The organism is Actinophytocola sp. (genome assembly GCF_036378875.1).
GTDB lineage: Bacteria > Actinomycetota > Actinomycetes > Mycobacteriales > Pseudonocardiaceae > Actinophytocola.
This window is the reverse complement of record NZ_DASUVO010000130.1, coordinates 137,494-150,763: the sequence shown is the minus strand read 5'-3', so window position 1 is coordinate 150,763 and position 13,270 is coordinate 137,494. Positions and strand designations below refer to the sequence as shown.

13 protein-coding genes and 1 pseudogene are annotated in these 13,270 nt (G+C 71.3%); 7 read left to right on the top strand and 7 right to left on the bottom strand.

What is annotated here, in order from left to right:
• Window positions 1–4: 4 nt before the first annotated feature.
• Both VF106_RS37855 and VF106_RS37850 read left to right on the top strand, forming a co-directional pair.
• The gene (locus VF106_RS37855) at window positions 5–1,234 is read left to right on the top strand and encodes an acyl-CoA dehydrogenase family protein (RefSeq protein ID WP_330844785.1); all 1,230 of its coding nucleotides are present in this window, start codon (window positions 5–7) and stop codon (window positions 1,232–1,234) included.
• A gap of 12 nt (window positions 1,235–1,246) precedes the next feature.
• Complete coding sequence (locus VF106_RS37850; RefSeq protein ID WP_330844784.1) at window positions 1,247–2,659, top strand: aldehyde dehydrogenase family protein; 1,413 nt, start codon at window positions 1,247–1,249, stop codon at window positions 2,657–2,659.
• Here VF106_RS37850 and VF106_RS37845 read toward each other — a convergent pair.
• The 3 genes from VF106_RS37845 to VF106_RS37835 are packed head-to-tail and all read right to left on the bottom strand — an operon-like array spanning window position 2,649 to window position 4,873.
• On the bottom strand, window positions 2,649–3,797 hold the full coding sequence (locus VF106_RS37845) for a thiolase family protein (RefSeq protein ID WP_330844783.1): 1,149 nt from the start codon (window positions 3,795–3,797) through the stop codon (window positions 2,649–2,651). The two genes, VF106_RS37850 and VF106_RS37845, sit on opposite strands and share 11 nt — an antisense overlap.
• Window positions 3,794–4,201 (bottom strand): Zn-ribbon domain-containing OB-fold protein, encoded by a 408-nt coding sequence (locus VF106_RS37840; protein ID WP_330844782.1) that lies wholly within the window; start codon window positions 4,199–4,201, stop codon window positions 3,794–3,796. Before VF106_RS37840 ends, VF106_RS37845 begins: the two co-directional genes overlap by 4 nt.
• 54 nt (window positions 4,202–4,255) lie before the next feature.
• The gene (locus VF106_RS37835) at window positions 4,256–4,873 is read right to left on the bottom strand and encodes a TetR/AcrR family transcriptional regulator (RefSeq protein WP_330844781.1); all 618 of its coding nucleotides are present in this window, start codon (window positions 4,871–4,873) and stop codon (window positions 4,256–4,258) included.
• A 66-nt stretch (window positions 4,874–4,939) separates the two neighbouring features.
• Between VF106_RS37835 and VF106_RS37830 the strand changes: the two genes are divergently transcribed.
• Complete coding sequence (locus VF106_RS37830; RefSeq protein ID WP_330844780.1) at window positions 4,940–5,545, top strand: TetR/AcrR family transcriptional regulator; 606 nt, start codon at window positions 4,940–4,942, stop codon at window positions 5,543–5,545.
• Between the two features lie 17 nt (window positions 5,546–5,562).
• Here the strand turns inward: VF106_RS37830 and VF106_RS37825 are convergent, their stop codons facing one another.
• Genes VF106_RS37825 through VF106_RS37815 form a run of 3 tightly spaced genes read right to left on the bottom strand, consistent with a single transcriptional unit; the run spans window position 5,563 to window position 8,810 of the window.
• Window positions 5,563–6,804, bottom strand: coding sequence for a dihydrolipoamide acetyltransferase family protein (locus tag VF106_RS37825; RefSeq protein WP_330844779.1), 1,242 nt, complete (start codon window positions 6,802–6,804; stop codon window positions 5,563–5,565).
• Between the two features lie 6 nt (window positions 6,805–6,810).
• A complete protein-coding gene (locus tag VF106_RS37820; RefSeq protein WP_330844778.1) occupies window positions 6,811–7,815 on the bottom strand; it encodes an alpha-ketoacid dehydrogenase subunit beta in 1,005 nt (334 codons plus the stop codon).
• Complete coding sequence (locus VF106_RS37815; RefSeq protein ID WP_330844777.1) at window positions 7,812–8,810, bottom strand: thiamine pyrophosphate-dependent dehydrogenase E1 component subunit alpha; 999 nt, start codon at window positions 8,808–8,810, stop codon at window positions 7,812–7,814. Before VF106_RS37815 ends, VF106_RS37820 begins: the two co-directional genes overlap by 4 nt.
• Window positions 8,811–8,887: 77 nt before the next feature.
• Here VF106_RS37815 and VF106_RS37810 point away from each other — a divergent pair, with 77 nt between their 5' ends.
• From VF106_RS37810 to VF106_RS37795, 4 genes and pseudogenes are all read left to right on the top strand, one after another.
• Window positions 8,888–9,754 carry a ThuA domain-containing protein gene (locus VF106_RS37810; protein ID WP_330844776.1) on the top strand — a complete coding sequence of 289 codons (867 nt, stop codon included), beginning with the start codon at window positions 8,888–8,890 and terminating at the stop codon, window positions 9,752–9,754.
• A complete protein-coding gene (locus VF106_RS37805) occupies window positions 9,732–10,508 on the top strand; it encodes an SDR family NAD(P)-dependent oxidoreductase (RefSeq protein WP_330844775.1) in 777 nt (258 codons plus the stop codon). The genes VF106_RS37810 and VF106_RS37805 overlap by 23 nt, the downstream gene beginning before the upstream one ends.
• The gene (locus VF106_RS37800; protein WP_330844774.1) at window positions 10,508–12,022 is read left to right on the top strand and encodes an AMP-binding protein; all 1,515 of its coding nucleotides are present in this window, start codon (window positions 10,508–10,510) and stop codon (window positions 12,020–12,022) included. The genes VF106_RS37805 and VF106_RS37800 overlap by 1 nt, the downstream gene beginning before the upstream one ends.
• Window positions 11,922–12,575: pseudogene (locus VF106_RS37795) on the top strand (histidine phosphatase family protein); the annotation flags it as partial. The gene VF106_RS37800 and the pseudogene VF106_RS37795, both read left to right, overlap by 101 nt.
• 40 nt (window positions 12,576–12,615) lie before the next feature.
• On the opposite strand, the gene VF106_RS37790 reads toward VF106_RS37795, so the two are convergent.
• Complete coding sequence (locus VF106_RS37790; RefSeq protein WP_330844773.1) at window positions 12,616–13,224, bottom strand: TetR/AcrR family transcriptional regulator; 609 nt, start codon at window positions 13,222–13,224, stop codon at window positions 12,616–12,618.
• Between the last annotated feature and the right edge of the window lie 46 nt (window positions 13,225–13,270).

Here is a 13,270-nt window from a genome sequence, read left to right as displayed (position 1 = left end):
CCACGTGACAGAACTCGACCAGTGGCGTGCGCGGGTGCGCGAGTGGCTTTCCGCCACCCTGCCGCCGAAAGCCGCGGACGATGCCGGTGACCCGGACGATCTCGCCGTGTTCCACAACCTGTCCGTCGCGGCGGAGCGGGCCTTGCTGGCACGGGCACGCGCGTACCAGCGGGCGAAGTTCGACGCCGGGTACCAGGCGTTGACGCTCGCGCGGGAGCACGGCGGCCGGGGGTTGCCGGCCGCCTACGCCATGGTTCTCGCCCAGGAGGAGGCACGGTTCGCGGTTCCGCCCAGCACCGAGCTGATCAGCGTGACCGTCGGTCTCGTCGGGTCGGCGGTGTCGGTGTTCGGCACGCCGCCACAGCGGGAACGGTTCGCCCGCGCCTTTCTCCGCACGGATCTCCTGGCCTGCCAGCTGTTCAGCGAGCCGGGCGCCGGCTCGGACCTGGCCGCGCTACGCGCCAGGGCGGTGCGGGACGGTGCCGACTGGGTGGTGAGCGGGCAGAAGGTGTGGACCTCCGGTGCCCGGTTCGCCGACTACGGCATGCTGTTGGCACGCACCGACCCGAGCGTGGTCAAGCAGGCCGGGATCACCGCGTTCCTCGTGCCGATGGACGCCGACGGGCTGACCGTGCGACCCATCCGCCAGATGAGCGGCGGGGCCTCGTTCAACGAGGTGTTCCTCACCGACGTCCGCGTTCCCGACGCGCTGCGGCTGGGCGAACCCGGCCAGGGCTGGGAGATCGCGAACGCCACGCTCGCCTTCGAGCGCACCGCGTCTGGCGCGGGCAAGCGCCGCAAGGGCGGCTCGGTCCAGGACGTGATCGCGCTCGCCCGCCGGCTCGGTCGAGCCGGGGATCCCCTGGTACGGCAACGACTGGCGGACCTGTACGTGCGAGCCACGTTGCACGCGTCCACTGTGGAGCGGGTGGCGAACGCGACGGCGGCCGGGCGGCGTCCCGGGCCCGCGGCGTCGATCACCAAGCTGATGGCGGCACAGACACTGACGCTGACCGGTCAGGTGGCGGCCGAGGTACTCGGCGCCCGTATCGCCGCGGACACCGGCGAACCGGGCACCTTCGCCTGGACCCAGCACGTGCTCGGCGCTCCGGGGTACCGGATCGCGGGCGGCACGGACGAGATCCAGCGGAACATCATCGGGGAGCGCGTGCTCGGCCTGCCAGGCGAGCCGCGGGTCGACAAGGTCCCGTTCTCCGACCTTCCCCGTACCTGAGGCGGAGGAACCGTGCCCGACCAGATCTATCTCGGCGGCGCCTGGTCCGATGTGGACAGCGAGCGGCGGGCCGTCGTGCACGAGGCGGCCACGGGTGCCGTGCTCGACAGTGTTCCGCTGGCCGGCGGCGAGGACGCCGACCGTGCGGTGGCGGCGGCCGGCAGGGCGTTCCCGGACTGGGCGGCGACACCGGTGGCGGATCGGGTCGCGATCGTGCGGCGGATCGCCGACGGGCTCGCCGCACGACGTGAGGAACTCGCCACGCTGATCGCGCGCGAGGTCGGCACCCCGATCGCCGACGCCAGACGGGTGCAGGTGGACCTGCCGGTGGCCGTCCTGCGGACCACAGCGGACCTGGCCGAGGCCGAGCTCGCCGACGAGCACATCGGACATTCGGTGGTGGTGCGCAACCCGGTCGGCGTGGTCGCCATGATCACGCCGTGGAACTACCCGCTCTACCAGCTGGCGGCGAAGCTCGCGCCCGCGCTGGCCGCGGGCTGCACGGCGGTGGCGAAGCCGAGCACGGTCGCCCCGTTGTCGGCGTTCACGCTCGCCGAGGTCGCACACGAGGCCGGCCTCCCGCCGGGCGTGCTGAACGTCGTCACCGGCGCCGGCATCGAGGTCGGTGAGCGGTTGGCCACCCATCCGGACGTCGACATGATCAGTCTCACCGGATCCACCTCGGCCGGTGCCCGTGTCGGGGAACTGGCCGCGCGGGGGATCAAGCGGGTGTGCACCGAGTTGGGTGGCAAGTCAGCGCTGCTGCTCACCGAGGACGCGGACCTGGACGCCGCGCTGCCGGCCGCCCTGCGCGCCTGCTTCGTGAACAACGGGCAGACCTGCGCCGCGCTCACCCGGCTGCTCGTCCCCGAGTCGCGGCTCACCGAGGTCGAGAGGCGCCTGGCCGCGCTCGCCGCCGGGCTCGTCGTCGGCGACCCACTGGACCCGGGGATCCACATCGGCCCGATGGCCAGCGCCGACCAGCAACGCTCGGTGCTGCGGCACATCGCGGCCGGTGCACGTGAGGGCGCCGTTCTCACCGAATCGTCCACAGTGGATGAGAAGGGTTATTTCGTGGCGCCGACCGTGATCTCCCGGCTCTCCCCCGACGCCGTGGTGAGCCGGGAGGAGATCTTCGGGCCTGTGCTCGCGGTGATCCCCGTACGGGACGTGGACGATGGTGTCCGTGTCGCCAACGACTCCGAGTTCGGGCTGTCCGGTGGCGTGTGGGCGGCGGACGTGACCACCGCAGCGGCGATCGCGCGGCGGCTGCGGACCGGTCAGGTGTCGCTCAACGGCGGGCGGATGAACGTGCTGGCGCCCTTCGGCGGTTATCGCAGGTCCGGCAACGGCCGCGAACTGGGTCGGCACGGTCTCGCCGAGTACGTCGAGCTGACCGCGTTGCAGTTCCCCGTCACACCGTGAGCACGGCACAGGCGCTGATGCCGGGGGCGCCGTAGACGTGGGTGAAGCCGACGCGGGGCGCGCCGGGAACCTGGGCGCCGGGAGCGCGGCCCTGCAGCTGCCGGACGATCTCGTGCACCTGTCGGAGCCCTGAGGCGCCGACCGGCTCGCCGTTGGCGAGGCAGCCGCCGTCGGTGTTGACCGGCAGGATGCCGTCGACCTCGGTGGCTCCCTTGCGCAGCAGGGCCTCCTGCTCGCCGTGCGCGCACAGCCCTGTCTCCGCGAGGTGGATGATCTCCGAGCCGCTGTCGGTGTCCTGGAGTTGCGCGACCCCCACGTCCGACGGTCGCACGCCGGCACGCGCGAACGCGGCGGCCGCCGCGTCGATGCTCGGGCTGTGGTAAGGCTTCGGCGAAAGCCACGGTGAGAAGACCTCGAACGAGCCGAACCGCCTGCTGCGCATGGACAACGCGGCCAGCCGCACCGGCCGCTCACAGAGGTCGTGCGCCCGCTCCCCCGTGGCCAGCACGAGCGCGACCGCACCCGCCGCCGGCGAGCAGAACATGTACTTCGTCAGCGGCGCGTTGACCGGGGCGGCGGCCATGATGTCCTCTTCGGACAGCTCGGTTCGGCGCCACGCGACAGGGTTGCGGGCGCCGTTGCGGAACGCCCGCGCGGCCACGGCCGCCAGCGACCGCTCGGAGATCCCGTGCTCGTGCAGGTAGCGCCGGGTCTTCATGGCGAAGTACTGCGTCGTCATCATGAGCCCGGTCTCGGCGTACCAGTCGGCGAGACCGTAGGAGGCGGCCGATCGGCTGAACGCGCCCCGCTCGTGTTTGTCGAACCCGACGACCAGCGCGGTGTCGGCCTCACCGACCCGCAGCGCGTTGGCCGCGGTCAGCAGTGCGACACCGCCCGTGGCACAGCCGTTGCGGACGTTGACGAACGGCACACCGGTGAGCCCGAGCCGGCCGACCAGGTTGTCCGGCTTGCCGGCGTCGTTCGAGCCACCCACCGCGTACCCGACGGCCGTCCAGTCCAGGCCCGCGTCGGCCAGCGCGTCGCGACAGGCCCGCTCCGCCATGGTGTAGCCGTCGACGTCCTCGTTGCGGCCGAACGGGTGGATACCGGCGCCGACGACGTAGACCTCGGCGCTCACGGCATTTCCGCAATGAAGGCGAAGGTGTGCACGTCGTTGCCCGCCTCGTCCCGGTACGCCGGGATGGTGGTCAGCCGGACCGGCAGTCCGATCCGCAACCGGTCCGGTGCAACGTCCAAACGGGACTCCACGAGGACGTCCCCGAGGTCCACGTAGCCCAACGCGTAGGGCCGGAACTCCGCGTCCGGCATTCGGAACGGTGGCTTGGGCGCGTAGCCCTGCACCGTCCACGTCCACACCGTGCCGTGCTCCGGCAACGCCTCCGCCACCATCGGACCGGTCGAGCATCGCGGACATGTGGACTGGCACGGGAAGACGACCGTGGCACAGCTCGGGCAGCGGGCGCCCGCGAGCCTCGGTGGCGACAGCTGGGCGAAGAGCGCCCGATCGACGACGTGCGGCATAGTAACTGAAATGCTAGTTGAGTAACTAGCGCTTTTCCAGCTCTGCGGGAGAAGTCAGGACGCGACGATGCGCTGGGCGAGACCGCGGAGCGCGCGTCGGACCGAACGCTGGGGCAGTGTGGACAGCGGGCCGCCCTCCGCACGCAGCGCCGAGACGTGCATGGTCGACGTGATCATGGTGCGGACGGCGAGTGTCTGTGCGGCGTGCCGCACTGCGGCGGACCGCGCGTTGCGTGGCGTGGAGTCGGACAGGTAGTCGAAGGCGCGCTGCACGTGCCGCTGTTCGAACTCCTCCCGGATGACCCGCGCCTGCCCGGTCGCACCGGCCAGGTGCAGCTGGTACATGCGCGCGTCGTCCGGGTTGTCCTCCAGCCAGTCCCACACCGCGTCGATGACCGTGGCCAGCCGGTCGGCGTCACCCGGCTCGTCGTCGGCACGGGACCGCCGCACCACCTCGTCGAGCTGGTCGAGCACCCGGCGCAGGGCCAGGTCGAACAGCTCCTCCTTGCCGCTGAAGTGGTAGTAGACGGCGGTCGCGGCCACCCCGGCCTCGTCGGCGATGTCCTGCATGCTCGCGTCGGCCAGGCCGTTGCGGCCGAACACCCGCACGGCCGCGCTGACGATGTGCTGCCGCCGTGACGGCCGGTGGGCCGGGCGCTCCGTCTCACTCACCCGTGAAACGGTATCGCAGGCGGGGTGGCGTGACACTCACCGATTCGCCAGGCACACTGACTCATCATGACCTCACTCGCTCCCCGTGCCGCGCACCGGCCCTCACGCAAACACGCCGTGGTCGAGGCCGCCATGGAACTGTTCGCCGCGCAGGCGCCCGAGCTGGTCACCGTCGCCGACATCGCGGACCGGGCGGGGATGACCTCCGCCGCCGTGTACTACCACTTCGCGTCCAAGGACCAGATCCTCCTGGAAGGGCTGCAGGCGTTCGGCTCCGCGATGATCACGCACGTGGCGGAGGCGTTGGTCGCGCTCCCCAAGGGCGAACGGCTGGGCGGGATGATGACCGACGTTCTGCTGTGGATCGACCAGCAGGGCGCGGCCGGGAAGGTCTACTTCATCTCATCGCCTGGCGTGAACCAGGACATCGAGGTGCTGCGCCGGGAGCAGCACGCCGAACTGGTCTCGCTGCTCGGGAAGGCGGCCCGGCGCGCGCGTGGGAGGCTGACCCCGGCGGACGCGGCGGTGATCGGTGTCGGCCTGGTCTCGTTGCTGGAGACCGCGGCCGCGTCATGGCTCGCCAAGGACGTGACCTACCAGAAGCTGGGGCACCGGGCGTTCCTCGCCGAGGTCGTCACACTGTCGGACAAGATCGCGGGCATGGCGGCCTGACTTTCTGGACTGGTCCTCTAGTTGGCCAACAACCGCAGCGGCTGCTGGAGCAGGCGGTCGACCGAGCGCAGGTACTCCGCGGCCGGTGCGCCGTCCACCCCGCGGTGGTCGAAGCTCAGGCTGAGTGTGAGCACCCGCGTCCGACGTGGTGTTTCGCCCTCCCACCGCACCCCGTCGCGCAACCGGCCCACGCCGAGGATGGCGACGTTGCCGGGGTAGACGATCGGGGTGAACATGTCCACCCCGTAGCTGCCCAGCGAGGTGACCACGAACGTCGCGCCTTCGAGTTGGTGCAGCTTGAGCGTGCCGTTCCTGGCGGCCCCGGCCAGCTCCCGGGTCACCGCGGTCAGCCCGGTCAACGACCGGGTGGCCGCGTCCCGGATCACCGGGACAAGGAGACCGTCGGGCACGGCGACCGCCAATCCCATGTGGACATCCGGGAGGAGGTGGACGGCACCGTCGCGGATCGTCGCGTTGAGGAGGGGGTGCTCGGTGAGCGCGAGCGCGGCGGCACGCACGACGAAGTCGTTGAGGCTCGGTACCGGCAGGTCCGTGCCCGCCCATTCGGCCTTCAGCCGCTCACGCAGGTCGACCACGGCGTCCATGCCGACCTCGTAACCGTGGGTCAGCTGGGCCATCTCCCGCAGGCTGGCATGCATGCGCTCGGCGATCGTGCCGCGCATCCCGGTCAGCGGGAGCACGGTGCCGGGCGCCGCGGCGACCTGCTCAACGTCGGCCCTGCGGACGCGTCCGCCCGGCCCGGTGCCGGTCACGTCGGCGAGGTCGACGCCGTGCTCCTTCGCGTACCGGCGCACCAGCGGCCCTGCCCGGTTCACGTCGACGGGCGGGCCGGCGGGCCGTTCGGCGGCCGCGAACTCCTCGACGTCCTCGGAGACCACCCGCCCGTTCGGTCCCGTTCCCCTCACCGCGGCGACGTCCACGCCGAGTGTGCTCGCGACGCGGCGGGCGTTGGGTGAGACGAACCGGCGCGGCTCGGGCCCCGACGCGCCGGGTATCTGTTCGCCGTCGCCGAGCAGCCAGCCGATCAGCGTGCCGGGCTCCAGCGTCACCCCGGCGTCCACGACCGGCTGGAAGACGCCTTCGGCCTCGGCCTCGACGTCCACGTCGACCTTGTCGGTGCCCACCCGCAGCAGCACGTCACCGGGGCGGATGGTCGCGCCCGGCGTGGCCACCCACTCCTCGATGGTGCCTTCCTGCATCGTCAGGCCGAGCTTCGGCAGCAGGATCTCGGTTGCCAACTCCGGTCACCCGCGCTCGAGGAGCCGGCGGCAGCCCGCCACGATCCGGGCCGCGTCGGGCACGTACGCCCGTTCGAGCACCGGCGAGAACGGCACCGGGGCGAACGGCGCGCCGATCCGCAGCACCGGCGCGTCGAGGTAGTCGAAGGCCTCGTCCTGGACCTGAGCGGCGATCTCCGCGCCGATCCCGCCGAACGTGACGGCCTCGTGCACCACCAGCACGCGGTTCGTCCTGCGCACCGAGTCGAGCACGGTGGTCATGTCCAGCGGCTGGACCGTGCGCAGGTCGATCACCTCGGCCCGCACGCCGGCGCCGGCCAACTCCTCCGCGGCCCGGACCGCCTCGGTCACCATGCGGCCGAGGGCGACGATCGTGACGTCCTCGCCCTGCCGCACGACCCGGGCAGCTCCCAGCGGGACCTCGTAGATCTCCGCCGGCACGACGTCCCGCGCGCCGAGCAGGACCTTGTTGAGCATCACGACCACCGGGTTGTCGTCACGCACGGCCGCCACGATGAGCCCTTTGGCGTCGTACGCCGTCGCGGGCATGCACACCTTCAGCCCCGGGACGTGCGCGAGCCACGCCTCCAGGCTCTGGCTGTGCTGCGCGGCGGCGCCCAACCCCGCGCCGGACGCGGTCGTGATGGTCAGCGGCACGGACACCGCGCCACCGAACATGTACTTCATCTTGGCCGCCTGGTTGACCACCTGGTCCAGGCACACGGCGAGGAAGTCCATGAACATCAGGTCGACGACCGGCCGCAGCCCGCGGGCCGCGGCCCCGACGCCCATGCCGACGAGGGCGGCCTCCGAGATCGGCGTGTCGACGACACGACGTGAGCCGAACTCGCCGAGCAGGCCGTCGAACATGTGGAACACGCCGCCGTAGCCCGCGACGTCCTCGCCGGCGAGGAAGACGTCCTCATCGGACCGCATCACCTGGGCGAGCCCCTCGTTGAAGGCCTTCACGTAGGTCAGCTCACGTGTCTCGGTGGACAGAGTGGCGGTCATGCGTTGGTCCCTGTGTACACGTCACGGAGCAGGTCGGTGTTCGGATCGGGGTCGGAGCTGGCCTCGGCGAACGCGATGGCCTCGGCGATCTCCTCGCGGACCCGCTGCCACACCGCGTCGAGTTCCGCGCGGGAGCTGTCGCCGCGCTCGATCATCCGTGCCTCTGCGGCGTCGATCGGGTCACGTGCCTTCCACGCGTCGATCTCCTCCTGCGTGCGGTACTGGATGCGGAGCCCCTTGACGCCCTGGTGGTCGTAGTAGCGGTACGTCTTGGCCTCCACGAGCGTGGGACCACCGCCCTCCCGCGCCCGGGTCACCGCCCGCTTCGCCGCGAGGTGCACGGCGACCACGTCCATGCCGTCCACCACTTCACCGGGCATCCCGTAGGCGGCCGCGCGGTCGGCGACGTCGGCGAGCAGCATGTGGTTGGCCTGCGCGGTGAACTCGGCGTAGCCGTTGTTCTCGCACACCAGGACGACCGGCAGCCGCAGCACCGCGGCGAGGTTGGCGGCCTCGTGGAAGGTGCCGATGTTGCTCGCACCGTCACCGAAGAAGGCCACCGCCACGCCGCCGTCGTCCCGGTAGGCGCTGGCGAACGCGGCACCGACCGCGATCGGGATGCCCGCGCCCACGATGCCGTTGGCGCCGAGCATGCCGATCGACAGGTCGTTGATGTGCATGCTGCCGCCGTGACCGTGGCAGTAGCCGGTCACCTTGCCGAACAGCTCGGCGTACATCTCGCGGAGGTTGGCGCCCTTGGCGACGGCGTGCCCGTGTCCCCGGTGTGTCGAGGTGATCTGGTCGGTGTCGGCGAGGGTGCTCATCACCCCGGCCGCGACCGCCTCCTGCCCGACGTACAGGTGCAGGAAGCCCGGCAGCCGGCCGGCCTCCATCAGGCGGCCGGCTTCTGTCTCGAACAGCCGGATCCGCACCATCCGTTCGTGGAGGTCCCGCAGGACCTCCACTTCGACCTGCTCACCAATGACGGTCGTCATGAGTTTTTTGTAGACGACTACAGTAACTGTTGTCCAGCCTCTTGCCGAGTTTATAGAGGATCAATACAGTAACTCGGGTGCAGCGCCGCGTCCTGGTCATCACCGGCGGGCACCGGGTGGACCTCGGTGCCTTCCTCGGCATGGTCGAGGACGTCTGCGCGCAGCGGGACTGGGCGTGGGCACACGCCGTGCAACCGTCGGCACAGCGCTGGCTGCGGCCGGAACACGCCGGCCGGTTCGACGCGATCCTCTGCCACGACCTGCCCGGCGTGCGGCTTCGGCGCGGTGCGCCGCCGACGCCCGTCGGCCCCCACCCGGACACCGTGCTCGCGCTCACCGAGCTCCTCGACCGCGGGCAGGGTCTGGTGGTCCTGCACCACGCGCTCGCCGGCTGGCCGGCCTGGGAGGGATGGGCGGAGGCGTTGGGTGGCCGTTTCCATTACGCCCCAGGGCGGTTACGGGGTCAGCACTGGCCGTCGTCCGGCACGCGGATCGCCCACTACACCGCGAAGGTCGCCGCACCCGAACATCCGGTGTGCGCCGGCGTGACCGACTTCGCGCTGACCGACGAGCTGTACTGCTGCCCGGTCTTCACCGACGACGTCGTCCCGCTGCTGCGCACGGACGCCGACCTCGACCGCACCCGCTTCCTCCGGGCCCACGAGCACGTCCACCACGGTGAGCACGCCGCGCCGGACTGCTCGGCCCACCCACCCGCGTCCGACCTCATCGGCTGGGCGACCACCGCGGGCCGCAGTCCGGTGGTGGTTCTGCAGCCCGGCGACTCGGCAGAGACGTTCGCCGTCCCCGCGTACCGGCGTCTGCTCGGCAACGCGCTGGCCTGGGTCGGCTCGCCGCCAGCACACCGGTGGGCCATCCATCACCCGACCACCATTCGCACGGACCTCCAGGAGGACACCCATGTTGAAAGGACTGTCCGGTAGGACCGCCGTCGTCACCGGCGCGGCCGGCGCGATCGGCCAGGCCATGTGTGCCCGCCTCGCGGAGGAGGGCGCCAACGTGGTCGCGGCGGACGTGGCGGAGGAACCGTTGCGGGCGGTGGTGTCCACCCTGCCGAGCAAGGCGCTCGCGGTCCGCGCCGACATCACCAGCGACACGGACGTGACCACCCTCATCTCCGCCGCGGTGGACGAGTTCGGCACGGTCGACCTGGTCGTCGCCAACGCCGGCGTCGAGTGCGAGGTGCACCCGGTCGCCGAGTTCTCGCCTGCGGACTTCGACAAGGTCTTCGCGGTCAACGTCAAGGGCGCGTTCCTCACCGCGGCCGCGGCCGTGCGGCGGATGCTCCACCAGGACAGTCGCGGCAAGATCCTGTTCACCGCCTCGCTCGCGGCGGTCATGGGCTCCCCCGGCACGTCGGTGTACAACGCGTCGAAGCACGCGGTGCTGGGTCTCGCCCGATGTCTCGCGTTGGAGGTCGGCGGCACGGGCATCCGGGTCAACACCCTGTGTCCTGGCGTGGTCGACTCGCGGATGATGCGCTCCCTCGAGGACGGCATGGGTGCCATGGGCGGCGCCGACGGGCCCACGATCAAGCAGGCTTTCGAGGCGCAGATCCCGCTCGGCCGGTACGCGAGCCCGGCCGAGGTCGCCGCCACCGCGGCGTGGATCCTGTCCGACGAGGTGGACTACCTGCACGGGGAGACCTTCACCGTCAGTGGCGGGTTGCGACCCTGATGTCCTGGTTGGACATCCTGGCACGCGCACGCTCCACTCCGGACGAACCCGCCGTGGTCGACGCCGACGGCGAGTTGCCGTGGCACGAGTTCGTGGCGCTCGTGGAACGCGCGGCGTCACGGTTGCTCGCGGTCGCCCCGGGCCACGGAGAACGGGTCGCGGTGGTCGGCGACAACGCCGCCGCCACCCTGGTGACCCATCTTGCCGGTCTGCTCGCCGGGGTCGGGACCGTCGCAACGTCCCGACAGCTGACCGCGCGGGAGATGGCCGAGCAGTTCGCCGACGCCGGTGTGGTGGCGGCGGTGACCGGGCCGGTCGGCCGGGACGCGACCGCGGCGGCGGGCGATGGTCTTCGCGCGGTCGTCGTGCACGGCACGGAACCCGCACCGGACACAGTGGACTGGACGGAATGGCTTTCGGCCCCGGCCGACCCGATCCCGCCGGACCGCCCGGCCATGCCCCCGCTGGTGTACACGTCCGGGACCACGGGCCGTGCCAGGGGAACCGAGGTGCGGTGGACCGAGGACGTCCCTGCCACCGCCACCGAGTACCTGACCGCGATCGCGTCGCACTTCCCGCCGGGCCCACACCTGGTCGCAGGCCCGTTGCAGCACAACGGACCGCTCACCGCCATCCGGCACCTCGCGCGCGGCGAGACCGTCGTCGTGCTGCCCCGGTTCGACCCGCTCCTGTGCCTGCGGTGGATCGACCGGTACCGCGTGACGTCGTCGGTGATGGTGCCTACCCATTTCCAACGCCTGCTCGCGGTCGAACGCGACAGGTACGACGTGTCGAGCCTGCGGCTCGTGTCACACACCGGGTCGGCCTGCCCGCCCGCCGTGAAACGAGCCATGATCGACTGGTTCGGTCCCGTGCTCGTGGAGTCCTATGGCGCCAGCGAGGTCGGCACGGTCACCAGGATCGCCAGCGACGAGTGGCTCGCCCGTCCTGGTTCGGTCGGTAGGACGGTCGCGCCGTTCGCGGCGATCGCGGTCGACGACGACGGGCGACCGCTGCCCGCCGGGACGGTGGGACTGTTGGCCTTCCGCGCGCCGGCGGGGCGGGGCGCGCGCTACCACGCGGACCCGGAGAAGACCCGATCCGCTTATCTGGCCCCGAACCTGTTCACCCTCGGCGATGTCGGCTACGTGGACGCGGAGGGCTTCGTGTTCATCACCGACCGGGCCGCGGACATGGTGGTGTCGGGCGGCGTGAACCTGTACCCGGCCGAGAGCGAGGCCGTGCTGCGCCAACACCCAGGGGTCGCCGACGTCGCCGTCATCGGCGTGCCCGACCCCGACCTCGGTGAGGCGTTGCGTGCCCTGGTGGTCCCCCGGGACGCACATCTCGACGTGGTCGACCTCGCGCGGTTCTGCCGGACCCGGCTGGCCGGTTACAAGTGCCCGAAAACCTATGAGCTCGCCACCGAGCTGGCCCGCAACGCCATGGGAAAGCTCGACAAGCGCGCACTGCGGCGCCCGTACTGGGACACCGACCGCACGATCGCCGGCTAGAAGGAGCCAGATGACCGAGTTGCTGCTCGTCCGACACGGCCTGCCCGTTGGCGGGGTGGTGGACCCCGGCCTGTCCGACCTCGGTGTGGCACAGGCCGAGTCACTGGCCGGCTGGCTCGCCGGCGAACCCGTCGACGCGCTGTACACCAGCCCGTACCAGCGGGCCCGAGAGACCGTCGCCCCACTGGAGCGGCGGCTCGGCCAGACGGCGACCGTCGTGCCCGACCTGCGCGAGTGGGACCACGAGATGTCCTCGCCGCTGGTGTACACCCCCGTCGAGGCCTTCGAACCCGACGACCCGCGGGCGATCGCCCTCGCGGAGGGACGGTTCGAGGACTTCGTGCCGGAGCTGGACCTGCCGGCCTTCCAGACCCGCGCCATCCGCGCGATGTCGACCCTGTTCGACGCGCACCCGTCCGGCCGGATCGTCGCGGTGAGCCACGGCGGGATCATCAACGCCTACCTCGCCATGGTCATCGGCGCACCGCGGGTGTTCTGGTTCGTCCCCGGCTACACCTCGGTGTCGCGGGTGCGGCGCCTGCCGTCCGGCACGGTCGTGGTCGAGTCGATCAACGAAACGGCCCATTTGAGCGCTAGCCCCTGGACAGTGGCAGCCGGACAGCCGGCGGAAGCGGGGTCGGGACGGGGTTCGCCTGGAACGACTGGATCATCAGTGCCGCGAAGCGGCGTGACGCCGCCACCCGCATCGCCGGGGACGCGGCACGGATACCGTCGTTCGCCATCACCGCCATGCTGAGGTCCTCCAGCACGAAGTCCTGCCGCAACGAGCCGGCTTCCTTCGCGCGCCGCACCAGCTCGAGCAGCTGACGCAGCATCTGATCGCGTTCCTCGGCGTGGTCGCCCGTCTCCACTGTGGACGGAAGTCCTCGGTCGATGGCGTTCATCTCCATGATCCGCTCGACCACCAGGCAGAACCCGCGCCACGGGTCGCTTGCCGCCAGGCCCTCGGCCATGACCGCCGAGCACGAGGCCATCTGTTCGGCCAATGCCTCCGCCAGCAACGCTTCCTTGGTCTGGAAGCGTCGATAGACGGTGGCGGGACCGACGCCGGCGCGTCGGGCGATCTCCCGGATCGGCACGTCGAGGCCCTCGGCGGCGAAGGCCGCGCGGGCGACCGCGAGGATGCGGCCCCGGTTGTCGCGGGCGTCGGAGCGGAGCCTCTCTACCACTTCGGTCGTCACCGCTCTCACTTTAGACAAACGGACGGTGCGTGCCCTTACGGTCGGC